18 protein-coding genes and 4 pseudogenes are annotated in these 26,204 nt (G+C 58.7%); 8 read left to right on the top strand and 14 right to left on the bottom strand.

The genetic code is table 11. From position 1 onward, the window contains the following. Window positions 1-601: 601 nt before the first annotated feature. A complete protein-coding gene (locus ACVJ5M_RS44635) occupies window positions 602-1,465 on the bottom strand; it encodes an SPASM domain-containing protein (protein WP_354079509.1) in 864 nt (287 codons plus the stop codon). A 366-nt stretch (window positions 1,466-1,831) separates the two neighbouring features. Next, the gene (locus ACVJ5M_RS44630) at window positions 1,832-2,110 is read right to left on the bottom strand and encodes a hypothetical protein (RefSeq protein WP_354079511.1); all 279 of its coding nucleotides are present in this window, start codon (window positions 2,108-2,110) and stop codon (window positions 1,832-1,834) included. Window positions 2,111-2,838: 728 nt separating this feature from the next. On the opposite strand from ACVJ5M_RS44630, the gene ACVJ5M_RS44625 reads away from it, so the two are divergent. Together ACVJ5M_RS44625 and ACVJ5M_RS44620 are read left to right on the top strand one after the other, a co-directional pair. After that, on the top strand, window positions 2,839-4,230 hold the full coding sequence (locus ACVJ5M_RS44625) for a M16 family metallopeptidase (protein ID WP_456679751.1): 1,392 nt from the start codon (window positions 2,839-2,841) through the stop codon (window positions 4,228-4,230). Further along, window positions 4,227-5,600: a M16 family metallopeptidase gene (locus ACVJ5M_RS44620; protein WP_354079515.1), complete on the top strand. Its 1,374-nt coding sequence runs from the start codon at window positions 4,227-4,229 to the stop codon at window positions 5,598-5,600. Before ACVJ5M_RS44625 ends, ACVJ5M_RS44620 begins: the two co-directional genes overlap by 4 nt. Before the next feature lie 1,063 nt (window positions 5,601-6,663). Here ACVJ5M_RS44620 and ACVJ5M_RS44615 read toward each other — a convergent pair. Next, window positions 6,664-7,233, bottom strand: coding sequence for an anthranilate synthase component II (locus ACVJ5M_RS44615; protein ID WP_354079517.1), 570 nt, complete (start codon window positions 7,231-7,233; stop codon window positions 6,664-6,666). Next, a pseudogene (locus ACVJ5M_RS44610) lies at window positions 7,230-7,556 on the bottom strand (chorismate-binding protein); the annotation flags it as partial. The gene ACVJ5M_RS44615 and the pseudogene ACVJ5M_RS44610, both read right to left, overlap by 4 nt. A gap of 733 nt (window positions 7,557-8,289) precedes the next feature. Between ACVJ5M_RS44610 and ACVJ5M_RS44605 the strand changes: the two are divergent. From ACVJ5M_RS44605 to dctA, 6 genes are all read left to right on the top strand, one after another. After that, a complete protein-coding gene (locus ACVJ5M_RS44605; protein ID WP_354096667.1) occupies window positions 8,290-8,514 on the top strand; it encodes a redoxin domain-containing protein in 225 nt (74 codons plus the stop codon). Between the two features lie 35 nt (window positions 8,515-8,549). After that, window positions 8,550-9,062: a hypothetical protein gene (locus tag ACVJ5M_RS44600; protein ID WP_354079519.1), complete on the top strand. Its 513-nt coding sequence runs from the start codon at window positions 8,550-8,552 to the stop codon at window positions 9,060-9,062. Next, window positions 9,055-10,482, top strand: a complete 1,428-nt coding sequence (locus tag ACVJ5M_RS44595; protein WP_354079521.1) for an MATE family efflux transporter — start codon at window positions 9,055-9,057, stop codon at window positions 10,480-10,482. The genes ACVJ5M_RS44600 and ACVJ5M_RS44595 overlap by 8 nt, the downstream gene beginning before the upstream one ends. A gap of 653 nt (window positions 10,483-11,135) precedes the next feature. Further along, window positions 11,136-11,441: a hypothetical protein gene (locus tag ACVJ5M_RS44590; protein WP_354079523.1), complete on the top strand. Its 306-nt coding sequence runs from the start codon at window positions 11,136-11,138 to the stop codon at window positions 11,439-11,441. A 223-nt stretch (window positions 11,442-11,664) separates the two neighbouring features. Beyond that, complete coding sequence (locus ACVJ5M_RS44585) at window positions 11,665-11,991, top strand: TlpA disulfide reductase family protein (protein ID WP_354079525.1); 327 nt, start codon at window positions 11,665-11,667, stop codon at window positions 11,989-11,991. A 285-nt stretch (window positions 11,992-12,276) separates the two neighbouring features. Further along, the gene (gene dctA, locus ACVJ5M_RS44580) at window positions 12,277-13,572 is read left to right on the top strand and encodes a C4-dicarboxylate transporter DctA (protein ID WP_187437134.1); all 1,296 of its coding nucleotides are present in this window, start codon (window positions 12,277-12,279) and stop codon (window positions 13,570-13,572) included. Between the two features lie 286 nt (window positions 13,573-13,858). Here the strand turns inward: dctA and ACVJ5M_RS44575 are convergent. The 10 genes and pseudogenes from ACVJ5M_RS44575 to ACVJ5M_RS44530 form a co-directional block, all read right to left on the bottom strand. Continuing rightward, window positions 13,859-14,477: pseudogene (locus ACVJ5M_RS44575) on the bottom strand (Ku protein); the annotation flags it as partial. A gap of 436 nt (window positions 14,478-14,913) precedes the next feature. Continuing rightward, window positions 14,914-15,481: pseudogene (locus ACVJ5M_RS44570) on the bottom strand (MFS transporter); the annotation flags it as partial. Between the two features lie 287 nt (window positions 15,482-15,768). After that, window positions 15,769-16,506: an outer membrane protein gene (locus ACVJ5M_RS44565; protein ID WP_354079527.1), complete on the bottom strand. Its 738-nt coding sequence runs from the start codon at window positions 16,504-16,506 to the stop codon at window positions 15,769-15,771. A 218-nt stretch (window positions 16,507-16,724) separates the two neighbouring features. Next, window positions 16,725-17,039 carry a hypothetical protein gene (locus ACVJ5M_RS44560; protein WP_354079529.1) on the bottom strand — a complete coding sequence of 105 codons (315 nt, stop codon included), beginning with the start codon at window positions 17,037-17,039 and terminating at the stop codon, window positions 16,725-16,727. Window positions 17,040-18,480: 1,441 nt separating this feature from the next. Then, window positions 18,481-18,651 (bottom strand): annotated as a pseudogene (locus tag ACVJ5M_RS44555) (ISL3 family transposase); the annotation flags it as partial. Window positions 18,652-18,815: 164 nt separating this feature from the next. Continuing rightward, complete coding sequence (locus tag ACVJ5M_RS44550) at window positions 18,816-19,166, bottom strand: hypothetical protein (RefSeq protein ID WP_354079531.1); 351 nt, start codon at window positions 19,164-19,166, stop codon at window positions 18,816-18,818. A gap of 1,262 nt (window positions 19,167-20,428) precedes the next feature. Continuing rightward, window positions 20,429-21,457, bottom strand: a complete 1,029-nt coding sequence (locus tag ACVJ5M_RS44545) for an LLM class flavin-dependent oxidoreductase (protein WP_354079533.1) — start codon at window positions 21,455-21,457, stop codon at window positions 20,429-20,431. 217 nt (window positions 21,458-21,674) lie between these two features. Next, the gene (hisC, locus tag ACVJ5M_RS44540) at window positions 21,675-22,751 is read right to left on the bottom strand and encodes a histidinol-phosphate transaminase (protein WP_354079623.1); all 1,077 of its coding nucleotides are present in this window, start codon (window positions 22,749-22,751) and stop codon (window positions 21,675-21,677) included. 861 nt (window positions 22,752-23,612) lie between these two features. After that, entirely contained in the window at window positions 23,613-24,545 is a 933-nt protein-coding gene (locus tag ACVJ5M_RS44535) for a branched-chain amino acid ABC transporter substrate-binding protein (protein ID WP_354079535.1), read from the bottom strand. A gap of 594 nt (window positions 24,546-25,139) precedes the next feature. After that, a complete protein-coding gene (locus tag ACVJ5M_RS44530) occupies window positions 25,140-25,859 on the bottom strand; it encodes a MerR family transcriptional regulator (protein WP_354079537.1) in 720 nt (239 codons plus the stop codon). Window positions 25,860-26,204: the final 345 nt, after the last annotated feature.

Here is a 26,204-nt window from a genome sequence, read left to right as displayed (position 1 = left end):
GCTGGCGGATCACGGAACCGTTCGTTAACAGCCTAGCAAGGGAAATCACGGCAGGACACGTCGGCCAAGCAGCGGCGAGGCGGACGCCGCTTTTCCGCAGATGGCAGGCTTGCCGGGCGCAAGTTGATCCATATTCACTTTAGCGTCCGGTTTGGCGCCACGTCCTCCCGACCATGCTCAAAGGAGTAAGATGGTCTCAAACTCTCGTCAGCGCGAACGGCGCAAGACACAAAGTCACGCGCTCGGCAGGAACGATGCCATCTCGGCCCTGATTCTTGGGAACCTTGGACTCGCGGCTATGCCGCCAAGCCGCCGCCTTTTGAGTTCGAGAGAAAGCGGCATTCGCCTCAGAAGAATGATGGGGTTCTCCAGGGCCTGACAAGACAAGGGCGTGGCACGGAAACAACAATCAGATTCCGCCGGGTAGCCCAGGCGACCTCCAGCAGACCGGCGACCAACAAAATGCTACTCCAGTCCGTGACGACCCTCCGTTCATCGGAGGGTCGTCCCCGCGGCTGATGTAATGATGAGCTGCAGGGCCGAGCTTCGCCAGGACTCGCGATTCGCTTCGATCAGGCAGCGGCCAAACTGCTCTCAAAGATCAGCTCTCGGACGTTATTGGTTCAGCGAATTCACACGATCGACAAAGCAGAAAGCCGTCCGTTCCGTTCATGCGATCGGCAATGTTGCGAAACGTCGCCCCTTCGAAGAGATCCTCGTACCTGTCGCGGAGGAGATTGCCCAAGACGTGTCGTCGCTCAACATCCATGCAGCAGAAAGTAACATCGCCGTTTGGGAGAAGAACATTACGATATTGCCGTTCGTCGGGACATGTTAGCGTTCCAACGATCGGCTGTCGTGCTTCAGCCATCTCGAGCTCGCCGCTGCCAGCTCTCCTGCGCGGCGGACGCAAGCGGACCAGCGCTTCGTCAGGAATGATGCCGACAAGTTCGGGATGAACCTCGCCCATGACGATGAAGAGCAGTGATGAAATGTCGGCATCGACAAGTTGGCGCATCAAATCGACATAGTTGCGCGTGACGAGACCACTATCCATGGACGTGCCGTCATCAACAACCTGCACCAGGAAAACGCGGAACTGCAGCGCACGTAAGCGTCTTAGATCCTGCCCATTCATTCCGGCCAGGGTTGTGAAAATCCGGATTCCATGGCCACATGCGTAGGCATGCTTAACCATTTCGGTGCAAGCCGGATTGAGCCAAGGCTGCGAAAACCCGGAAAAGCTAATGTCGACAGCTACTGGTACGTGCGCCAGGCATCGCTTGAAATCTTGCAGAGAAGGATGCTTCACGTCGGATATCGCTCTTTGCCGTTGGGCAAACCTGTCCTGCGAGCAATAAGAACATCCGACGACACAGCCCGTTGTCGTAGTTATCTCCAAGACCCTGCCGCCAGTGACTGCAGAGCGCAGCTCCTGTAGAGTCATCGATTTGATATTATCCACTTCCGCGCTTTCCCGTTTGGAATAAGTAATCTTGAGGGTGACCGTCGAGTTGTATCCCTCATGCCAGTTCGCTCATGCATCATTTTCGTTCGTCGCCCCATCAGCGCGACACGGCACCGTTGCAAGCGCGACCGCGAAAGATGAAGAAAGCGCCATGGCCCTCTCCTGCCTGGTCGAGCAGGACCGGACGGCTGCCGAGTGCGCTTGCATCGATGGGTTTGGTCTAACGTCTCGTTTACTTCAACAAGTATCACTCATGCCAGGCGGTACTGTGTCCATAAGTCGACACGTTCGCGATGAATGTCGTCCCAATTTGCGGCAACCGAGGCGCAGCTCTACGCGATCGACAGAATACAATATGGGACCTTACGTACGATTCAAGTTCTTTCGAAGATGAGTTGAATTGCGGGTTTCTATGAAATGTGTCGGCGTTGCCGGCGCCACGAGCGCCTCGTCATCATGATCGTAGTGCATGATCGAACGCGATTGGTGTCCGCGGACCAGGGAGGCGATATCTTCGTGGCGCGCGCTGATATGATCCGGGATCGGTCTTTGCGTCTCGCGGTCGTGGTCGCCGACGAAACCAGCGTCGGTACGGACGCCGAGCTTCACGAAGCGATCATCGCCGATCGCGATGCGCTGCACGCGTAGAACCTCTGCCTCATCGAGCGGCCCCGTCCCACCTTCCCGATGACCATTCCCCATCGCTGGATACGGTCCTGGGGTGGTCTCTCGCCTTCTATTGACGTAGCTCGACTTTGAGTCTTTGAGGAGAAGAACGGCAGCGGTTCGCGCGAGCAGATCTTTTGGAATCTGACTCACTACGGCGCGGGCGCGTTCCTTGATATCATGCGCAACAGACCCACCGGTACTGGCGTCTTGAGAACGAGCGGGCAGAAGTCCGGTGTACCCCGAAGTCCGGTGTACCCCGCAGATTATTGCGGACACGATGCCGTGCCGAATTCTGCCCGGAACTGGCGTACTGGAGCTCGGTGTCAACGGAGATTTAAGTCCGCGCTCCAACAGCCCTTCATGCAGAAACCAGATGCGACGCGTGTAGAGTTCTTGAAGGAGATGCCCTCTCGGGCGTGATTATCCGAAAGGTACCGCGTTTACCGTAAGGAAACTTCGGCAGGTAAATGGTTTGCCACGAGAGGCGCTGGCGCACCGCGCGGAGACGATCAAATCTAAACGTCAATCAGCGATACTTATGGTTTTACAATCTCATCCTCGCGGCCGGGCCTCGCATGAGCAAAGCTTAATGCGGGGGCGGCGCGTCTCTCTCCGTTTCGTGATGACCGGCACGGACAGTGCCGTGTAGGGTGCACGTGCTTTCGCGCCCGACCGCATGTTCGGGCTTCCCAAGGATCATGATGCCCTCACACCGAGTGACCGCCCTTTTCGTTGCCGCACTTGTTTGCACGACCTCGCTGTCAAGCAGCGGCCTCCGCGCCCAGACCGCGGTTACCTCCGAACGCCCCGCCAGCTTCACGCTCGGCAACGGCCTCCAGGTCGTGGTGATCCCTGATCACCGCACGCCCGTGGTCACGGAGATGATCTGGTACAAGGTCGGCTCGGCCGACGAGACGCCGGGCAAATCCGGCCTCGCCCACTTCCTCGAGCATCTGATGTTCAAGGGCACGGAGAAGCACCCGGTCGGCGAGTTCTCGCAGACCGTGCTCCGCGTCGGCGGCAACGAGAACGCCTCGACCTCGGTCGACTACACCAACTACTACCAGCGTGTGCCGCGCGAGCAATTGCCGACCATGATGGAATTCGAGGCCGATCGCATGACCGGCCTGATCCTCAAGGACGAGAATGTGCTGCCCGAGCGCGACGTCGTGCTCGAAGAGTACAACATGCGCGTCGCCAACAGCCCGGACGCGCGGCTCAACGAACAGGTCATGGCCGCGCTCTATCTCAACCATCCCTATGGCCGGCCGGTGATCGGCTGGCACCAGGAGATCGAGAAGCTCAATCGGGAGGACGCGCTCGCCTTCTACCGCCGCTTCTACGCGCCGAACAACGCGATCCTGGTGATCGCCGGCGATGTCGAGGCCGCCGACGTGCGCCCGCTGGTCGAACGCAATTTCGGCCCGATCCCGGCCCAGCCCGCGATCCCCGCGCAGCGCATCCGCCCGCAGGAGCCTGAGCCGGCGGCACCGCGCACCGTCACGCTGTCCGACCCGCGCGTCGAACAGCCGAGCCTTCGCCGCCTTTACCTGGTGCCCTCGGCGACCACGGCTGCGGCCGGCGAGAGTGCCGCGCTCGACGTGCTGGCGCAGTTGATGGGCAGCGGCAACAACTCCTATCTCTACCGCGCGCTCGTCGTCGACAAGCCGCTCGCGGTGTCGGCCGGCGCCAGCTATTCGAGCACCTCGCTCGACCCGTCCCAGTTCATGATCTCGGCTTCGCCGAAATCCGGTGTCACCTTCGCAGACATCGAGCAGGTCATCGACGGCGTCATCGCGGACATCGTTGCGAACCCGATCCGCGCCGAGGATCTCGAGCGGGTCAAGACCCAGCTCGTCGCGGAGGCGATCTACGCTCAGGACAATCAGGCGGTGCTGGCGCGCTGGTATGGCGGCGCTCTGACCACCGGCCTGTCGATCGAGGACATCCGAAGCTGGCCGGACCGCATTCGCGCCGTCACCGCCGAGCAGGTCCGTCAAGCTGCACAGAAATGGCTCGACAAGAAGCGCTCGGTGACCGGCTATCTGATCAAGGACACCGCTACCGCCAAGCGCGAGGAGAAGCGTTCGTGACCCATCCCTTCCTTCGCGCACGTCATTTCGCGCTGACCGTCGCCACCGGTGCGACACTCGCGCTTGCCTCGGTCTCGCCCTCGCAGGCGGCAGCAAAAATCCAGCACCTGGTCTCGCCGGGCGGCATCGAGGCCTGGTTCGTCCAGGACGCGACCGTGCCGCTGATCGCCATGGAATATTCCTTTGCCGGCGGCTCGGCGCAGGATCCCAAGGACAAGCCCGGCGTCGCCAATCTGGTCGGCGACCTCCTCGACGAGGGCTCCGGCGATCTCGATTCCAAGACGTTCCATGAGCGGCTCGACCGCCGCGCCATCGAACTTTCCTTCAGCGCGACCCGCGACACCTTCCGCGGCAGCCTGCGCATGCTGCGTGACAACAAGGACGAGGCCTTCGACCTGTTGCGCTCGGCGCTGACCTCGCCGCATTTCGACACGGCCGACGTCGAGCGCATCCGCTCGCAGGTCATCTCGAGCCTGCGCCGCGACACCACCAACCCGACCTCGCTCGCAAGCCGCAAATTCCTGGAGATGACGTTCGGCGATCACCCTTACGGGCAGCAGACCACCGGCACGCTGGAGAGCGTGCCGACCATCACGGTCGCCGACATGAAGGATTATGCCGGCCGCATCCTCGCCAGGGACACGCTGAAGATCGCCGTCGTCGGCGACGTCGATCCGGCGACCCTCGGCAAGCTGCTCGACCACACGTTTGGGAGCCTGCCTGCCAAGGCCACTCTGACGCCGGTCCCCGATGTCGAGGCCGCCAAGCCGCCGCAGCGCGCCTTCGTGCCGCTCGACGTGCCGCAGACCGTGATCACCTTCGGCGGTCCCGGCGTGAAGCGCAGCGATCCGAACTTCATGGCCGCCTATGTCGTCAACCATATCCTCGGCGGCGGCGGCCTGTCCTCGCGGCTTTATCGTGAGGTCCGCGAGAAGCGCGGGCTGGCTTATTCCGTGTTCGAATCGCTGCTCTGGATGGAGCATTCGGCAATCTTCATCGGTAACACCGGCACCCGCGCCGACCGTGCCGGCGACACCATGGACGCGATCGAGAAGGAAGTGCGCCGCATCGCCGACGAGGGCCCGACGCAAAAGGAGCTCGACGAGGCCAAGTCCTACCTCAAGGGCTCGCAGATGCTGGCGCTCGACACCTCCTCCAAGCTCGCGCAGGCGCTGCTGCAATATCAGCAGGACAAGCTGCCGATCGACTATATCGAGAAGCGCAACGGCATTGTCGACGCGGTGACGCTGGACGACGCCAAGGCCGCCGCCAAGCGGCTGTGGGGCCAGGGGCTTTTGACCGTCATCGTCGGCCGCGCCCCGCAGGCTGCCGCGCAACCGGCCGCCGCACCGGCGACCAAGTCGAACTGACGTTTTCCTACGCGCACCTCCGTTGCGGCTTACCCTCTCCCTACCCCCTCCCCCGCAAGGGGCCGCAAGGGGGGAGGGAGCCTGAACGGGGCTCTCACCTCACAGCGAGTTGTGCGCCGCAGCTCGCCGAGTGGATGAAGCTTCATCCGGCAGAACGCCCGGCGGGCTGGCGCTGCGTGATCAGCTTGACATGCGGTGGCAGAAAAAATTGCGGTTCTGGCGCTGCTGCTCGAGAAGTGCTCCCAGTTTCGTCAGAGAGTTCGCCCCAGGTACAGCAGCCCTCATGTCGAGAACGAAGCGCTCTGGCTTCGGCACAAACTACCAGTGGGCTGCCAATCCGCCTTCAAATCGTTGGCCGCTTTCGCGATGAGGCCAACGCTGGTCCGTATCGCACGCATCTGAAGGAAGCCAGACCTTGGGCCACCAGCGGCCAAGTGTTAGAGCAAGAGCGGTCTGAAACTGTCGATTGTGGGTACCCAGGGCTTGCGCACCGTCTGATCGATACCGGTCTCGACAGGCGACATGCCGCTCATCCAGGTCTGCGTCATGATCTTCTGCTCGGTCTATCTCTTCCTTGGGTTGCTGGTCTATATCGCCGGGATCCCATCTGACCCGAGGCGCGGTCATCATTGAAACTGATCAGACCATTGCTGCAGTCGAAGCGCTCGCCCCGGTCGCACCTGGGGCGGTCCGCTCGCAGGCACGAATCGGCGCTAGCATCGTTGCCGCCTGACATCGCCCCTCACAACATCGGCGCGCCGGTCGACAATGACTGTTCGCGCGCTTGTGCTCGGCGCTGCCGCTCGGCAGCAATTACCTCGGCCGCGCGTCCTCAGCCGCATCGTTGTCGGCGCGCACTCTCAATCGGGATCCTGCGGCGGCAGCTTTCCTTGCCATCCTGATGGGCGGCACACTCGGCATGCTGAACGCTTTTGGTGCCGTCGAACGAACGCGGCGGCGTCGCTCTACTCAAATCGAAGAGATCAACTGCTCGGAGCGGGATTCTGAGCAGGCCGGGAGCCCATGCGTGTGACGCAACTTCAGCTCCTCACCCCCTGGAAGACTATATGAGTCGCAAGAAGTTGAGCAGCAGCACGTGCCCTTGTTGGGTAAGTATCGATTCAGGGTGGAACTGCACACCAATAGTTGGGTGATATCGATGTGCGAGGGCCATGACCTCGCCTTCCTCCGAACGCGCTGTCACCGTGAGATGCGACGCGCATGACTCATCGACCTCGACAACGAGAGAATGGTAGCGCCCGACGCGAAGTGGGGACGGGAGTTCCGTGAATAGCCCTCGGCTATCATGAGTTACGTAGGAGGATCGACCATGCATAGGGCGACGTGCACGCGCCACTTGAGCGCCGAAAACGCTCCCAATGCACTGGTGACCGAGGCAGATGCCTAAAATGGGGACTTGACCCGAAAGTTCGCGGACGACGGCGGTGGATATTCCGGCCTCAGCTGGACCGCAGGGACCGGGCGAGATAACTACTGCGCGCGGCTTGAGGCCAACAAGATCGCTAACGCCGACCACGTCGTTCCGGATCACTTCCGTTGCTTCACCAAGCTTGCGGAAATAGCGGGCAATGTTGAAGACGAAGGAGTCGTAGTTGTCGATGATGACAATCAAGATGCACCGAATGTTTCAGCACGAAACGCGTCAAAGAGTCGCTGCGCCTTGGCGAGCGTCTCTTCGTATTCGGCCTCTGGATCCGACATCGCCGTCACGCCGCCACCCGCATGAAACACGGCCAGATCGTCGTCGATCGTGACAGTGCGGATCGCGATATTCGTGTCCATGTGCCCGTTGAAGCTGATAAAGCCAATCGCCCCGCAATAGACGTATCGCGCCGCCCGCTCGATTTCCGCAATGATTTCCATCGATCGCACCTTTGGCGCCCCTGTAATGGAGCCTCCGGGAAAGCAAGCTCGAAGCAGGGTAATAGCGTCTTTGCATGCTCGCTGTAACAGTATCGCCGTGCTCATGCATCTTGCGCGGATAGGGCTGCACGGTCGGTGCAATATGCAGCGCCATCATCAACAGCCAGTCGCGCTTCCTGACCCCCCGAGCGTATTTCGGAACCATTGGGTATCTGTGAGCGGTCTTCCGTTCAACTCGAGGCGCTGGAGCGGCGCATTACGCGATGGAAGGCCGGTCACGAAATAAAGGGGGCCTATCGGGCGACTCCGATGCAACGACGTTGTCGCGATTTGCAACCTAACGCTCAACAAAACCGCAACCGTCGGATCGCCGCGCTTTGTTTAGGAAGCAGGGACATTGAGTAGGAGGCGCATTCAGACGGCGGAACGAGCGAGGCTCATACCAATAGCTATTAGCCGGTTCCGCACGCCGGCGGTTGCGGTAGCGACCATCGTCATGATGGGCGGGGCACAACGCCCGCGGCCCGAAGCGCACGACCCGCGTCCGATGTCTGACATCGAACGAGACGGTTAGCTCCAAAGAGCCCGCCATGTTGAACCGACGAGGCTATCTTAGGTCGAATCGGGTGTGAATGTGCGTTGGTACTGCTGGCACGGTCGTTGCTAGTCACACAGCAACGCAGTCTCAGGCGGAGTGCATGCAGACGCGCTCTCTCGTTCATAGAACTCGTGCCACGTTTCTTAGGGACACTCGCGCTTGCGCAAACAATCGCGCGAAGGTGTGGGAATAGCTTTGGAGAACAACATGATTGTTCATATGGATTCACCAGCTCCCCCGATCAGGGTGGAAAGCCGGGTGCGTGGCGAGCCCCACACCAACTTTAAGCTGGGTACGCCGTATATTGTCGCGTTTTGGCCGACTTGGTGCGGCGGATGTGGGGCGGAGATTTCCAATCTCGCGCAGCTACAAGAGAAACACGACCATAACGCAGTTGAGGTCATTGTAGTTGCAGCTTCCGAGCGAGGCTAACGGCCGAGGAGGCGCGAACAAAATTGGACGCGTGGTTGACCACGAAACGCTCCAAGCTGAACTTTTGGATCGCGTTCGATTACGCGGGAACAATGAAGACGTGTTGGATGGCGCCCAGTTTTTCTAGCACTATCACCACCTCATTCGTCATCGACCGTGACGGTCACGTCACCTTTCGCACGATGCAACTGCATGACGTGTTTCCACAACTCGTAAATGGCACCTGGCGCACGAGCGATGAAGCCAAAGCAGCGGATGCTGAGCGAATCGCTGAAGCAGACTCTGAACTCCGCGAGAAAGCCCCGATGCAAGCATTCTGGGGCACACTTGGACCGGCGCTGAAGGCGCAGGATTCGTCGACGGCGTTTTCGGCCGCTAAAGAGGGCGTCGCAGTGATGCCGGACGATATCAACGTTCACCTAGATCATGAGGATCCGGCCCTGCACACAATCTATGACATGCAGACGGAGTTACGCGTTATGCGTCGATTCGTTCGCGATGCGATCGAAAACGAATCCGAGTTGTACGACACTTCGATCCATGAATGACACGGATACGGAATTCGTTGTCGAGAGCGATTGCAATATGATGCCCAAGAAGAAGCAGAAGATCGATTTATCGGACCCCAATCTCTCGAGCCTTATCCTCCGGCTCGCCATTCCGGCTGTTGTTGGCCTGTCGATCGTCGCGTTACATCAGGCCGTTAACGCGATCTTTGTTGGCGCGCTTGGCGTGCAGGCGATCGCAGCTGTCAGTATGACCTTGCCGATCGTGCTCCTGCTAGCGGCGGTCGGAGAGGGGATCGGCGTTGGGACGGCGTCGTTCATATCTCGTCATCTGGGCGCTAGTGAGTACCTGGAGGCGAGTCGAGGCGCAAGTACTGCACTCGCGCTCGCCGCTCCGATCGGTCTCGTCGTTACGGCCGCTCTGCTTCCAAGCCTACGAGTGATCTTCGCAACGCTCGGGGCAACTCCAACCATCATGCCCGTGGCGCTCGACTACGCGGTGATACTTTTGTTCGGGTACACTGTGATGCTTCTAAACATCGTCAGCGGCTTCATCGTCAGAGCCGAAGGCAACACTCGATTCAGCATGTGGGCGATGATTGCCGCATTCGTCCTAAATGCCGTACTCGATCCGATCTTCATATTTTCGATGGACTTCGGTGTGCGAGGCGCAGCCCTGGCGACACTGGTATCTCAGATCGCTGCTATTTGCCTTTACATCGCATATTTTACGAAGCCTGGCGGGATAGTCCTCGTCAGGATATCTCACATCTCGTTGGGAGCAGGTCGCATCAGACAGCTCGCGTTGGTAGGGGCACCGGCGACCATGACCAGTGTTTTATCTGCGATTGCCGTTATGCTCTTGTACGGAGCTGCCGCGCCGTTCGGAGACGAGTCCATCGCGGCCGTGGGAATAGCTGCGCGCATCTTGATGATCGGCGCACTGCCTATCACCGGCTTCTGTATAGGCGCTCAAGCTGTCCTGGGTTTCGGTTGGGGCGCACGTGACTTTGCTCGTATACTGAAGGCTGCGAAGTTCATGCTCTTGATGACTGTCGCTCTTTCCGTTACGTATTCTGCAGCCGTTGTGGTTTTTGCCCGGCCTTTGGTCAGGCTGTTCAGCGATAGCGATAAGGTCACAGAACTCGCCGTATCGACCTGCATCGTCTTTCATCTGTTTTTTGGACTTTTTGGTGTTCAGAGTTTCGTGACGACGATGCTTCAGTCGCTCGGGAGAGCACGCCTCAGTGCGGTTGTCTCCTTGGCGAGGCAAGGCTATCTCTTCATACCTGCCGTACTGCTATTTCCCGTCGTATCGGGTTTCAACGGACTGCTGGCCAGTCAGGCAATCGCTGAGTTGGGCGCCGGAATGATTGCACTGTTTGTCTTGTTCCATCAGTTCGCTGAGCTCAGACGAGCGCTCCGGCACCTTCCGTCAAGAACGATCGAGGTCGCGGGTTGACCTGACTAGTGATATCATCGGAGCCGAGGCCATTAGGCCTACAAGAAGATGGATCATTCTGGGTGCACTGGGCGCAGTGACGGCAACCGCACCAGCCGAGGCATTGCTTAACTGGATAGGCTGGCGCGGTCCATTCGAGTTGCTTGCCGCATCCAGCGCCACCGCGGCGGCTGTAATCTATTCTTTGGTTCTAGAGCAGAAGGTAAGTACAAAGATCCGCTCTACGGACAGTCGGTCAGAAGACCGTCGATACGGATGGGCGGCTCTGGAGAATTGCGCCGAATTCTTCAAGGTATCGGATCCGCAAGGGTCCTGCAGTCCTTGTCGGTAGCGTCTTGTCTCAGCGATGTGGAAGGGTTGGATCGAACAAGCCTTACCATACAATTGCTCATCATGGCGACAGCCCTAAGCATTGGCGCATTGCTGCTCGGTGCGGTCGCCGATTCGCTGCGCCCGCCTGGCAAGAGCATTGAAAACGTTGCGCGCGATCATAGCTGCTGTGTTCATTGCAGCCGAACTCGCGCTGATCTTGCATCCACCTTTCCTGTCGCTACCTCATGGATCATTGTGGTGGCGGTGGGATCAGCAATCCCCCTCAGCTACGCGATCATCGGAGATTACTTTCCGGCCGAATTGACGCCCGCGCAAACGCCGTGCTCAACGTTCTGCATTTCGGGTGGGCTTTCCTGGTCCAGTACGGGACGGGGTTAATTCTCGAGCAATGGCCGGCAAAGGACGGACACTGCCCCTCAATCGCGTATCAGACGGCGTTCAGTATCAATGTGCTGCTGCAGCTGGCCGCCCTGGTCTGGTTCATCGCCCCTCGGATCAAAGAGTTGAACTGGAAATCTCAGATCGCCCTCAAGCGCAAGTCGACGGACCAAAGCAGGTCAGTTCACGTCGTGATCCCGAGCGCCGGATTGGTCATCCTGGAAACCGATCGGGATGTGGAGTGGTGAACTCGGCCTTGCGCTGCCTGGCTTTCGGCCTCGTCGGTCTACAGGCGCGTCAAGAACGTCCGGCCGGCTGATCGCCTGAGAAGCTCCAAATAACTGGTCGGATATGCGACATGCGTCGCGAGGTCGACAGGAATAATACGAAAAATGCGTAATATCAATGAGCGCGGGCTGGCATGCGACTTGCTATCTTTCTCGGAACAGCCAGGTGAAATGAGTTTGAGCAATGACCAGTCTGACTGAGAGCGCAAGTCAAGTCGGTGCGGCAGATGTGCTGAGCGTCGGTTCGCGCGCCCCCTTGATCAAAGTTGAGGACTGGTTACGTGGCCAGCCGGTTATAAAGTTCGAGCCTGGGAAAGTATACATCGTCGACTTTTGGGCGACGTGGTCCGGACCATGTATCGCCTCGATGGCGCATTTTGTGATCCTGCAAGACAAATACAGGAACAATGGAGTTGAGTTGGTGGGCATCGTGTCGCGCTCCGGCGCGATAGCTGCGAGAGTGCCTGCCGAAGTGAAGAATGGTCGCCGGCTGCTAAGGTTGGCGTCATAGAAGCTGCCGGATGGCATCTTCGAACAACCAAACAAGATAGAAATGGGTGGTGACGCTGATGCTCTCCAGCTCTCAAGGACGCTTTCTCACAATTCTATCGCTGCTCTCAGAAGCGATTCAGAACCTCGTTTCGCTTAGATGGCAAGCCGATTCGGGAATCCGCGGCAATGGACGGGCCCATCCGGAGCGGTCAGAGTCCCCTGCGCCCCGCACCGAAGGAACACTGAGCGAAGCGGTACCTTCCTTGTCACTCCTCTTTGGTACCACGGCGCCGGGTCGAGCATGATGTACACTCACCGCCAGCGCCGCTCTGTCAAAGCCGCCGCCCTGTTCCGGCCATCTGGCCCCTGGTACAAAGTTCTTTACATCCAGGTACTCATCGCGATCCTGATTGGGATTCTCGTTGGCTGGTTGTGGCCTGCTGTGGGGACGAGCAGCTGGGTCAAAGCGCTTGGCGACGGTTTCATCAAGCTGATCAAGATGGTGATCGCACCGATCATCTTCTGTACTGTTGTGTCCGGAATTGCGCATGTTCAGGATGCACGAAAGGTCGGCCGAGTCGGCGTCAAGGCACTGCTTTACTTCGAGATCGTATCAACCTTCGCGCTCGTCCTGGGTCTCGTGATGGGCAATCTCGTTCAGGCCGGTCATGGACTTGCTCCCAGGGCTGATGCCGCGGCGGTAGCTAACTATGTCAAGACGGCGGAAGGGCAGAAGGCGGTCGATTTTCTCCTCAATATCATTCCTGATAGCGTGGTTGGCGCCCTGGCGCGAGGCGACGTGCTACAGGTGCTGCTGTTTGCCATCCTATTCGGGTTCTCGCTGATGGCGCTTGGCGAGCGTGGTGAGCGGATGCGCGGTCTGGTTGACGATGCTGCGCACGCGGTGTTTGGTGTCATTAGAATCGTGATGAAGGCCGCGCCGATCGGAGCGTTCGGCGCCATGGCCTACACCATCGGTGAATTCGGACCCTCCGCGCTCGGTAAACTCATCGGATTAGTTGCCCTGTTCTATGTGACAGCCGGGCTCTTCGTGATCATTGTGCTTGGCCTGATCGCGCGCTTGGTCGGCTTTTCCATCCTAAAGTTCATCGTCTACATCAAGGATGAGCTGCTGATCGTGCTCGGAACGTCGTCGTCCGAAAGCGCGCTGCCGCAGTTGATGGAAAAGCTCGAACGGCTGGGCTGTTCCAAGCCGGTCGTGGGCCTAGTGGTACCGACGGGATACTCTTTCAATTTGGATGGGACTAACATTTACATGACGTTGGCGACGTTGTTCATCGCGCAGGCGCTCGGGGTCGATCTCAGCTTTGGCCAGCAGCTCACGATACTGGTTGTGGCAATGCTCACCTCGAAGGGCGCAAGCGGTGTTACCGGTGCTGGTTTCGTTACCCTGGCCGCAACGTTGACGGTGGTCAGTCCTGAGCTTGTCCCGGGCATCGCGATCGTATTCTCAATCGACAAGTTCATGAGCGAGGTGCGCGCGCTTACGAACATTATCGGGAACGGTATTGCCGCGGTGTTTGTATCCTGGTGGGAAGGCGAACTCGACCATGACTCACTACACGCGCAGCTCAAGTAGACGTGCGAGCTCAGCTCGCCCAGGCTGGCGGGGATGCTCGCAAGCGACGCGGCCTCCCACGACCCGGCCAGCAAACGTCCAACCAAATCGCCGCCCCGCGATCACTTTGCTGCAGCTCAGACGGCCAATACCGTCGCCAACGGAATGCTGCGGGCCAGCAAAGCCGCAGTTCAACCCTGAGTGGCACGCTTTGGCAATCGGCCTTCAAAGCGGCGGCCGCGGTGGCTGCATAGGTCTTGCAGCAAGCGCCTAACTGCTTTCGAATTGTTTTGCGGTCCTGGTTTCGCTGTCTTCGTCTTCTGATTGGCTTCTGCGCGGCCTTAGTCTCAGCTGCCGCGCCGCCGATGCTCTTGCGCAGCGCGTCCATCAGGTCAACGACCTTCTCGCCGCGCGGACGCTCCTTCGGCACGATCGGCTTGCCCGCCCGCTTCTGGTCGACGATGGGCTCGGCGAGATCGAGCATATGCTTGCTGCTTTGACGTCCTGGATATCTTCGAAATATTGTGCTTGCTGCGCATCTCGGGTGGCGCAAGAGGACGCCCAAGCCGTATCAAGTAGCGCGGGTCGATGTCGGACCTGTCGTCGAACTGACCGATCTCGATGGTCCGCGTGGATTCCAACGCGATATCCTCGAGCTCCTCATGGGTGAGCTCGATGAACTGACCCTTGTGGAGTTCGGAGCCTTTCACGATGTCATCGTTGGGTACGTCGTCGCCAGTATCCGCGTCGACCTTCAGGTATATGATCCGACGGCCCGGTTGAGCTGGTTGAACGAGACCTTGTCGCTCTCCGTGGTCGCCAGATACAAAGCAACCGCACACGTGCACGGAGATCCTCAAAAAGCCTTTACAGTTACCCGCGGGGCCATAGTACGCAGAACTCCGTTTAGGGCGACTCGGATTCAAGATGAACGACCGTATCCAGTTCCGACAGACGGCCAGGCGAATCCCATCGGGAACATCGCTACATGCGGGAATACTGGGGGGCGTCCAGGGGAGCGAAGGAAGCGGGTCGCACAACGGATGGGCATTTCGAGCCCGCCGATGTCGCGCTCGGTCGTTGATCGAGCGCTTGCTGAGCCAGCAACGCAGCCGCTTCGAGCCCATTGCGGGTCGCCATACTCAATCGCCTCATCGTTGTCCCTGCGCTCCCTTGCCATTGAGGAGCACTTTACGTGAGGCAACAACTCAGCATTCAGGAACATTTCTCGCGACGCAATGCGCTTCCATCCAGATTGTTGCGCTATACGCCTGAAACCATTGCGCGGCTGAGCTCTTCAGGCGAAAGACGGAAGGCTCAGAGATGCGTTTCTAAAGGAAACGCGCGAGCATGATCAGCAGATACCGTATTAAGCGCGAACGCGGGCCTCTGCCCCTCCGCTTCAACGAGAATACCGCCAACCGCCGGTCCAACACTTCGCGCGATATTATAACTGATGCCGTTAACGCGACTGCCGCAGGGCAGAGCTTCCGACAGCACCTGCTCGCTCACCGAAGATTACCAAGCGGGTCCCATGAGCGCCATGCCGTCGCCGACGGTAAAGCAGAACGTCAGACAACGATTCTGGCGTAGTGAGACCCAGCCAGTCAAGGACGGCCAACGCGGTCGCGCCGCAAAGCTCGATCGAATGCGCAACTCGCCCCACAATGCGACGGTCATGCATGTCGGCAATTGCCCCAGCAGATATCGCAATCAGCATGATGGGCAGCAGGAGCGCGGTCTTGCACAAGCGCAAGCTGGTCCGCCGAAGACGTCACCTGCGTCATCGCCCAGGCTGCGCCGACGCCCTGGATCAGGATGCCGAGATTTGTGAGCAACTCGCAAGCCAGATGCGTCGAAAAGGTGGATAGCGCAATGGTGCTGTGATGCCGTCGCTGCTGGACGACAGGGGCTTGGACGGATGCGTCATCTCGGCTCGTACCTTGCCTCCCATTCACCGCCACGGCGTCAACTCGAGCAGCAGCTTCACAAATACGGCTCTCATCTGCCCGGTTCGTCTCTTGTGACATCCTCGCGTATCTGAGCGTTTTCTGGGGCTCGGATTGCGACGACAGACTATAGCCAAGGAGAACGGCTTTGCTTAAGCGCGGTCTCCCGGAATGCATAAGACCGTGTATGGCTCCTGTACAGCAGACTGACAGGTCAAAACAGCCCCGACCATCCGCCGGGGCTTTCGATCCGCCGTTGAACGACAGATCAATATTTGAGAAGAATCGGACCGCCGAACTTATAGTTGAGCCGTGCAGTCAGAAGATCGAAATCCTGGCGGATGCGATCGGTCCCACCAGCGGGCGCGGCGAAGTTCACCGTGGCGGGCTGCATGAATAGGTGATCGTACTCGAAAGCAACCGACCAGTTCGGTGCGAACCCGTACTCGATGCCGGCTCCCAAAGCGCCGCCCCAAAGAACGTGCTCGCTGTTCCCAAGCTGCGCGCCCGTGAGGGTCGAGCTGATCTGATAGGTGTTGCTCGTGACTGCGGCGCCGCCTTTGGCGTAAAGCAGTACGTTGTCGAAGGCATAGCCAATCTGCCCCGTCATGAGACCGAACGCATCAATCTTGGTCTGGTTGATACCGACAAACGCGATGCTGTGATTCGACCCGGCCAAATCAGCCCAGTTCCCCTGGCCTTCAACACCCAGCACGATCGGGCCCGCCTGCCATCGATAGCCGATCTGGCCACCAACCGTCACGCCGGCCGCATCATGACAGCCCTCGGCCGTGCCGCCATTGAAATCCCAGCAATTCGAGCTAGAGCCCAAGCCACCGTTCATACCGAGATAGTAGCCGCTCCAGTCGTAGGTTGCAGCCGCGACAGGCTGCGGAGCTATGTTGTAGAGAGGTTGGACGGGCTGCGCAGCCAGATCCGCGCCAAATGCGGGCGCCATCGCGTCAAGCGCCACAAGGCTCACAGTCGCGAGCAACAAGTTCTTCATTTCTACTCTCATGTCTTGAGTGCCTCCGAGCCTCGTGCGTCTTAACAACGTCCGCGCGAATTGCTGTAACTGCATCGCAACAGTCGCGCCCAAAGGAATGTTCGAACCGAACGCTGCGTCAGGTTGCGGCATTGCAGATCATCTCCAACCGCGTCGCAATGTTCGGTCGCGTGCGAACACGGGTCGCTTAGGTGTTGACGAAAAGCGGGCAGCTGATCTCAGGGGATTAAGCGCACCGCAAGCCAGATGATACCCAGCCACACCGCAACCAAGGAGAGCAGAGCACTTTGCAACGTCCTTGCTCTTATCCTGTCGCGCCATCGAAGGAGCTGCGATGAGCAACCGGTGAAGCGCCGACCCCGTACAACAGCTATCATTTCATCATAATCAGTGAACCGGAAGTGAGAGCGATGTTCGCGAATATACGCCAGCCGCTCAGTGGGTGAGAGGCACTGTGCCCATGCTTTCCATGCCTCGTCATCAAAACACGCGCTATTCTCAACGAGTTCGGCGAGGCGCTCGTCAGGTTTCATGATGCATCCGCTGCACTGACTATCGGGATCGAGTTTTACGAAGGAAGCCTCACCTACGAAACCTTTCCGTTTAGGTAGGCGAGTTAAACGAATCGAACTCGGCCAGGACGCATTGGTCACGATCAGCGCGGCCTTGATCCTGACGTGAGATGAACATCGGAATCGTTGCGAGGGCTCTGGATCTCTCCTTTCGCCAGGTGCAGATCGCGACGGGCATCGAAGCGCTGTAGATGCACTAGCAGAGTGAAGGCGGCTCCTTGTCGACGCTGCCGCCGTGCTCGCCGTCGCATTCAGTTCAAGCGCTAGCTCGCGTGCCAGACATATCTTCTCCGAGGTTCGCACCAGCGCTGATTAGAAGTCGGTCCGGCAATTGCTCACGCACATGCTAAGATCGCACAGATGGACGTTGTCAGGCCGGGGGCGTTTGCAACTCCACCGCCGCCGACCTGATGATCCGTGAATGGCCGACCCGCGGTCTTCATCGCTCAGCATCTCGGGTCAGATCGGCGATCAGTCACACGTTACACCGTGCTGTTGGGACCGCCTCAAGGCGAGCACGCGCGTGGCCTCCACTCCGCCTTGCAAATCTGTGCTCGACGAACCGACGGTGAAGGGCGTTCTCCCTCGCGTGGCGGATCCGCAATTTCCCTCTTTGAGCGAGGCCGAATGCAACGTTAGGAACCACGGCGTGCGGGAACTCGGAGCGGCGGCGGAGCAGAAGTGCCGGAATGAAAGAGAGCACCATAGAGCCGGGCGCGCTCACGTCGCTTGCGGGAACGCCAGCTGCGCACACCGTAGCCCAGTCCAAAGCCGCCAAAGAAGATTATAGTGAGAAACACGAGTGCTGTGGTCATCTGGATGTCTAAACCGGAGGATTGCTTGATGTGTTACGTCACACTCCCGCCATCGGTGGCTAACTAGTTGGTCGGCGCGAGGCGGCGGATGCCTCGTTCCTACAACGTGACGCTACGTACGATTCAAGTCCCTTCGGCTACTCCCAGCCAAAATCTATTCTAACACGAGGTGGCCTGCAGCAGCAGTGGGCGCGAGCCAGGCGTAGTCTGCAGATGCCCTGAGCGGCCCACGCCGTGATCGTTGCAGGAAACGAGATTCGTTATGGGCTGATACCCGTCGTTTGGTCAGAGTGTTGCGCTTCTCTCGGCCGCTTGCCCCACCCGACCCGGGCGGGACGAAGAAGACGTTCGGCGGCAGCTGAAACGTGGACGAGGCTAGCCGTCTCCTGCGCAATACCGGCGTGCTGTTAAGACGCCTGGGCTATTCGCGTGGGGCGGCGGGCAGGCGGTCGCATTGTGGTGCAAGGCGTGCCGGAGTCATCCTCTGAAGCCGAGGGCCTAAATTAGGCTCTGACGCTATTTTGGCGCAGCACTGGTCATGTGGAGCCGATTACCCGAGCCTGCAGCAAGTCGAGCTTGGCGCGCCCTTACATTTGGAGCTTAACCAGTTTGAGTTTGGTGATCTGGCCTTCGGTCTGTCCGTTGGACCAGGACGTCGTAATCGCTGCGCTGACGGCGGCTTTGTCCTTGATGACGCCGTTGGCGAAAGACATGACGAGGCTTGCGCATGCTCGTTCCAACCATGGTTCTAGCTCTCCGTGAGCCTTCTTGCGGATCATCGCAGATTCATCAACTACCGAGGTGATGTCGCTCCATTCCAGGAGCTTAAAAGCTCCTCAGGAGCTCAATCGAAGCGCCTCGGCTAACATCAACAGTGCTCAGCCAAGTGTTGCGGCGGGCAATGGGTGGAGCGGGGCATGGATCAATGCATCTTTCGATTAGCGCTGCAGATACCGACTCGGCTAAGCGGATCCTGAGTGCGGCGCGGTTCGCTGGTGATCAACATTTTCGTTGCAAAATCGAGCGACCTGAATGCTCGGTCCCGGACCGCCTGCGGCAAATCGGGAGTCGCGTCGATCGCAGCGCGCGCGTCGCTCATAATCTTATCTTTTGCGGAACGACGCTTTGCATCTAACATTACATGAAGCGTCTCTCGAACGTCAGGTGAGATTGAGCCGTCTCCATCGATCAATTCTCGAAGTTTCCACAACATACGCTCGACTGCTGCCATAGAACCGAGGACTGACATCAGTCTTGGTGACATCATTGCCATCTCCTTCTCCAGCCAGATTCTGGCGACCATCCAGCGAAATCAGATCTGTTCCCGTTTGACACCGGCGCGCGCGGCGCCCCTGAAAACGGCGAATGATTGGGGTGCAATTTCTCTGCCAGGGGCGTGAGGCGCAGGTTGCTCGGGGAAGCTCGCAAAGCGTGCGATTTGCGAGGCAAGGCATTTATCTTTGTGCTCCAAGCCGTAACCCGGGCGGGTGCGGTGGCTCACGTCGAAAAACCGACATGGAGGGTGGTTCTGTTTGCCACAAACCGCCAGCGGCATCGGAGTTGGACTTCCCCTGCCAGGCGTCCAATGCTTTTCCGCTTGTTCACTGCGATCGCTCTGTTAACCAGGCGGAATTGACTGAGTGATCCCCGGTCACGCAACGGTGGTCATCAGATACCCGGTGCTCGGGGCGCGCCCACGCGTTTTGTGATTGCATGGGTACATCGAGATTGAGCCTCCCGATCTGGCGACGGCGTGTTGGCGTGCGCTATGTTGACCTCGATCGATCTCTTGAGTCTCCATCGGCCGTCTAGTCGAGCTCAGAAGAGATGCTAACTTAAACGCACATATCATTTCTCGTACCGGAGTCCGTATCTCGGATTGATTCACTTCGTCTGTCTTACTGTCCTCGTCCCTGCACGGCTATGCTGTGCAAACCGTGCATTTCACCCACCACCGGCCACCGCGTTTCTCCGCGCGTAACTTGCCGCGGCGGATCCGAGAGAGCACGGCTTCGGGGCTTATGTCGTTCATCACTGCGAACCGCTGAACAGTGAGGTAGTCCTCATCGAGAGGTCGCGGGGTGCTAATGCCGTGCGCGGCCAGCAGAATGCGCAGCGAAGCCAATTCCGCTAGCACGATCTCGAGCTTACGCGCGATCTCTTCGGTCTGAGCGGAGCGCTGCCGGGACCGCGTCACGACAGGCCCGCTCGGGCGATAAGCCACACCTCGGATTCGTGTAGAATGGGATCGACGAACCAGCGCGCCAAAGCGGAACGAGCGTGAGCCGACTTACCTGCCCAAGCAAACCACTGCTCGGACAGTATCAAGGCACGCAAAGTGAAGGACAGGCCGTTCGTTGCCGTTACGCCTCCTGTTCGGTGATGTAGTCGAAAGGGTCGAATCCGCACAAAGGCCCTTTGGACCGCAAGAGCTGCCTTATAGATGCATTCGGCTCCGGTACTCATCGACCTCGGCGTTGTCATTTGTTGCTGGATCAATGGCGACTTCTATTGCAATTCGCTGTTGGCTCACGGTCAGCGGTCTGCCGCTATGAGCTCGGAGTGAATCGCAGTTGCCGTATTGAGGCAGGCATCCAGTGTCAGAGATCCGAAGGCGAGCTGGCAAAGAAGATAGTTGGCCCCTGCCTCTTCCAGATGATCGAGAAGAGTTTGGCGCACCGAAGCGCCCGTTCCGACGACGCACAGTTCACTGTCGATCGCGGCATCTAAGGTTAGGGGCAGGTTGGGTGGAGTCGGGATGTCATTGAGCTCGTACAGGAACTTAAAGCTTTTGAGCCATGTTTCGTAGGCTGGCGCGGCGAGGGAACGGGCGGCTGCTTCAGAGCTGGCAATTACGACCATGCGGAGCAATGCGAGAAATGGTGCTGAACCGCTGGCGTCACGCTCCGCGTTTCGATGAGCGTGATAGCGATCGGTGACCTTGCGAACGGCAGAAGAAGGCCCCATGCACGCCAGATTTGCGCCATTTGCCGCCGCCCAATGAGCGGACTCTGGCCGATTTGTAGCAACCCATGTCGGGGGACAAGGACGCTGGTGAGGTGAAAGCGTCAAGGGAACGTCGCTCAGCGCAAAATGCTGCCCTTGGTATGAAAGCGGGCCGCCATTCATCGCGCTAACGAAGATTTGGGAAGCTTCCTCGTAACGGCTCGAGGCAACGTCGGCTCCAACCCCAAAATAGCTCAGCTCGATCGGTAGGGAGCCGCGACCAAGTCCGACCTCAACCCTGCCGCTGCTCAGGTGATCCAACATGCAGATCTCCTCGAATGCACGCAGCGGGTGATAGAGGTTGAGCAGCATGACCAATGGACCAACGCGAAGTCGCTGTGTGCGTTGTATGACGCTCGACAGAAACAAGTTCGGCGAGGGGCCCCTTCCATGGGGAGTGCAATGATGCTCCGCCAGATGATAGGCATAGAAACCGAGCCGGTCGTAGGCCTCCGCCAGCGCGAGGCGGTCCGCGTATTGCCGGGCGATATCGCGGCCGTCCTCGTCAAGATGATCAAAGATGCCGCAGGTCAGGTTTGAGGGAAGAACATTTCTCACTCAGTTATCTCCTAGGTAGAGAGGACCGGAATCGCCGGGTTTCGGGAGGTGCAAGTGGCGCTCGCTGGCAATGCGCTGCATAGGCTGCGAAGCCGTTCTCAACAGCTCGTAATGCGCTGACTGGATGAGAACTGACTCCGGCTGCGTCGCGAAGCTGCATCAGACGTCGTCCGGATCGATCACAAGCGGGGATCCGTGACATGAGTGGAACGGGCCACTAGCCACGGAATCCCACTTTCTTAAGAATGCTGCCGACCGCCGGAAGAAAAGCATCCATCTGGCGCTTTGTACCGATGCTAATCCGAATGCACTCTTCCAGGCCGGCATCCGGAAAGAAGGCAACAAGGACTTTGTGGTCTTCCAACGCCGCCTGCCACCATCTGCCACTCTGGCCTAGGGGCACACGGGCGAGGAGGAAATTCGCGTGGGAAGGCGTGACAGAGAACCCAAATTCTGAAAGGGCGGCCGCTACGCGCTGCCGCTCAAGTCTGACGTGGCGATGGTTCTCCTCGTAGGCGTCGCGATGCGCAAGGACGCTCATGCCCACCGCATGAGCGACCACATTCATGTTGAAAACATTCTGGATGTTGCGAAGCCGCCCAATTAGCTCGGGATGGCCGAAACCGAAGCCGACGCGAATGCCAGCGGCGGAATAACTCTTGGAAAACGTGCGCAGGACCAGAAGATTCGAATGGCGCTCAACAAGGCGTAGGCCGTCCTCAGGTGCGAAATCGACATAAGCTTCGTCCAATACGATCAATCGGTCAGATCGTATAACGAGGCGTTCGATCTCAGCAAGCGGAACAAAGGTTCCGGTCGGATTGTTCGGATTGGCCAGCAGAATGAATTTGGCATGTTTAGCCGCACCGAAAAGCAGCTCGTCCATCGGCAAGCAGTCAGGTTCAGACCAGGGAATTTCAATGAAACGGGCCCCTTGCAACATGGCAAGCTTGCGATTGAATGAGAAGCCGGGCGACATCATTGCGACGCCGTCCCCCGGGGCAAGAAAGGCTCTGTAAATGAGGCTGAGGAGTTCAGACGATCCATTGCCAGCCATAACGCAATCAGTTGCAATGCCATAAGCAGCTGCGGCCGCTTGTCTCAAGCTGACATTGTCGTCTTCTGGATAGAGGTATTGCAGCTCAAGAGCTGCAATTGCGCTTCGCATCACGATGCCCGGCAACGGAAATGGGTTCTCATTCGTGTTCAGTTTCACGCAACCATTGTCCGGGGTGGGCCGCCCGGACGGCAGAGCATCCAATTCGCGAGCGACCGGCGAGAGCGAGGAAAGCATAACTTGCAGTTTGGCATCCAATTTGGTGTTCTCCCTTTTGTCGACGCGAGCAGTTGACGGCGATCATCGAGCCTACGTGGCGGGTGCTATATTTAGAGCCGGCAAGCGCAAGGCGCGCATGAATGTGAATGTTGGGGGTTCAATAGGTGGGCTTAGATCTAAGCGCCGCACCGGATCAGAGCCCGTCTCAAAGTCCGGTAGCGATCAGCACGGATCAGGCGTCGCACGGCGTTATCCCAGCGAATACCTGTTTCCAGGAGGGGATGGAACGCCACGTCCACTCGGCCGAACAGCGCTGCTAACGCTTGGCCTGAACTCGCGCAATCCGCAGACAAACTGCGCGCGACTGACATCTTGCCACAAGCTACGTTCCTTCTGAAGAAGCGCTGACGGCTCACTGCCGAGAGCGAGGCGCGCATCAGTGTGCCTAGCTGGAAGAAGGTACCGATGTTCGTCGGTCTTACGAATGCTGAAGTTGTGCTCACTGCAGTGGCACCAGGCGAATCGGAACGTACTCTTCGGACGGCCGTACGGGCGCGCATGACAGCTGTGATAGCATTGCCACGAGGACTAGAAATGCTGCGACTGCGGCGACTGCGATGCACGTGAGCAGCGCGTAATCGCTATGTCGAGGATGGTTCATCATTCGAACGCTCCGTGCGGTGTTGGGGCGGGCGATCAGTTCTGCTCGACCGCTTCCATGGTATTGTCGCGCCAGCGGTAAACGATGAAGCCAGGAGCGGCATTGTCTCCCTTGGAGTCGACTCGAACCGTGCCAATGACCGTTTCGATTGACTTTGAGCGTAGGGCCGCAGCGACCCGCGTGGCGTCGAAGCTGCCGGCCCGTTTGACCGAGTCTGCTCATGCTTGAACCGCGGCATAAGCGTAGAGCGTGTAACCTGCGGCAGGTAGGCTCGAACCCTTGAGCTTGGCGACAGTGGCTGCCCCTGCGGCATTCTTCGTCGGGTCCGGCATAAAGGTGAAGAGCGTGCCGTTTGCGGCGTCGCCGGCAATGGCCAAAACGTCGCTTGTCGTCAGCGGATCGTTGGCGATCACGGTCAGGCGTGCGACCGCCTCCGCAGCTTGACACACGATGAGGCCGATCTCGTTGTAATAACTGCCGATATAGGCGATCTGGATTCCCTCTCTCTTCAGTCTCGAAACCAGAGCGGGGTAATCCTTCTCGCCGGCAACATAGCTCTGTCGAAGAGTGCGCTCGCCGGCTGCACGAAGCGGCTGGTCAACGATATCGGGGATGCCTTTGCCAGCTGTACTCTTGTCATCGAGGACCGCGAGCTTTGCGCCTTGGTGATGCCGCACGATGTATTCTGCTGCAACCCGATCTTGTTGGTCATCGCGGCCGCCAACCCGAAACAGCTTGGTTTCGCCACGCTCTGTCAGGCTGGGAGTCGTCGAGGCAAGTGAGATCTGAATCACCTCCGCTTCGGCGTATATATCTGACGCCGGAATCGACGAGGATGAACAGAAGTGCCCAACGACAAGCTTGAGCCCGTCGGTTGTCAAGCGATTGGCAACAGCGGCGGCCTGCTTGGGATCGCATGCGTCGTCGGCATCAATCCTCAATATGAGCCTTGTGCCTGGCAGCAGACCCGATGCATTTATCGAATCCACAGCCGCAGCCGCTCCGTCGCGTATCTGCACGCCCAGCGCCGCAGTGCTTCCCGTCATTGGACCCGCTAACGCAACGTAAACGTCTTTTGCCCAGGCGCTCGAGCTCAGGATCAAGGAAAGGAGCGCGGCAGTTGCAAGCCTATGAGCGTGTAGAATCGACATGTGAAGCTCCCGATATCGCGCTACGTCTTGGTCAGAGTCGCCGTGGTACGACGCAGCGACCAGCAGTCCGGCGCAATGATGCTTGAATCGAACTCAGGCTGGTACGAACAGGCTCAAGTTGCTGCCAGGGTATCGGGCGGGCACGGACGAACGGACGTTTACGGGACTGGTCAGGAGAGCGTCCTCTAAGCGTTGACAGTACTCATATCGAACATCCTGCCGGTATTCGGTACACTCACCTATCTCCTGTACTCGACCGATGTGTGCCGACGAGGCGCTTGGAAGACCCGGACGATCATCCACCGACTTGTTCTCGTCGAGGGCTCTCACCGGGAAGTTCCAAAAGTGATGGCCGATCATTGGAGTCTCTCTCGGTCTAGCCGACGCTCTGTCCGCCCCGTCGCTGCGACGATGCGTTAGATGGTACAATTTGACGCTACGTGCGAATCAAGTACTTCGATGCTTGTCGAGGTTGATTTCCAAGATATTCAGAGCGGAAGACCCAATGAGTGCCGACAAAGAATTGAAGGGTCACCATCAACTCATTGGGTTTAGAGACATTCCGACAACCGAGATCGTGCGCAGCAGGGTGCGTCAATTCTGTCCCAGCTGATTTTCCAGCGCGGCGAGGGCGAGATCGAGGTATCGCATGAGGCTGGCATCCCAGCCGGCGAGGTTGTGTGGTTCCGTCAATCGCGTCAGCACCTTGAGTATCATTGAGACGGTCGAATCAACTCCTGCGATCTCGGTCAGGAGCGAACGGGCCTGACACGCGACCGCAATTGCCCGCTCACTGCACGGAGGCTCGCCCTGATCCATGCAGCTTCGTAGCTCGTCGCGAATCTTCCGCCAACGATCTTCGCGGCTAGCGTTAGAGGCGCATGTGCAGATGGCCGAGGGGGTACGCTTCTCAATCCGTGACATTGCATCTAACGTGGCCGGCAGTTCGTCGACACTGACTTGTGTCTCACCTTGCGTCGTCATATTGCGCAATCGGTCCCTTAATAATGTCGTCCGCGCGACTTGAAGTTCAATCCGTTCCAGATGGTTGCGCAATAGGTCCGTGAGAGACGTCCGCCCCTCGATTGCTTTGCGGATCTCAGGAAGTGAGAAGCCGAGCTCACGCAGCGCGCGAATCTGAGAGACGCGTTGTATGCTTTCACGATCGTACATGCGGTGACCGCCATCGGTGCGTTCCGAGACCGTTAACAACCCGGTGTGTTCGTAGTGATGCAGAGTGCGTACCGTTACGCCGGTCGCCTCTGCAAGTTCTCCAATGCGCCATCGGCGCCGTCGTGGTGTGGCGTTTGTCATGGTCCTCAATTTGCAAGCCTACAACCTGACGCCACGTGAGAATCAAGCTATTTCACTGGTCTAGATGATGCGTCTCTCGCTGCGAACCGCAGAAGGACTGAGAGCATGCTGTTGATCAAGCGGCCGAGACGAGTGCAAGCATCAAGTTCGCTAGCGGTGCCAATTCATCCCTCGCTGCGCGTTGCATAACAAGTCTGGCGATCGCCACGCGATTCTCGCTGGTTCGCATGCAGGTCGGTAAGGATGCGATTGCTTGATCGAAAAGATTTCCTAATTTCGCGAGATCCTCCGGATCGTAGACTCCACTCGACTTGTCCAAGAGCAGGCTCCTTTCATTGTCGCACT

Source organism: Bradyrhizobium sp. S3.7.6 (assembly GCF_054061875.1).
This window is presented reverse-complemented; position numbering and strand designations above follow the sequence as displayed.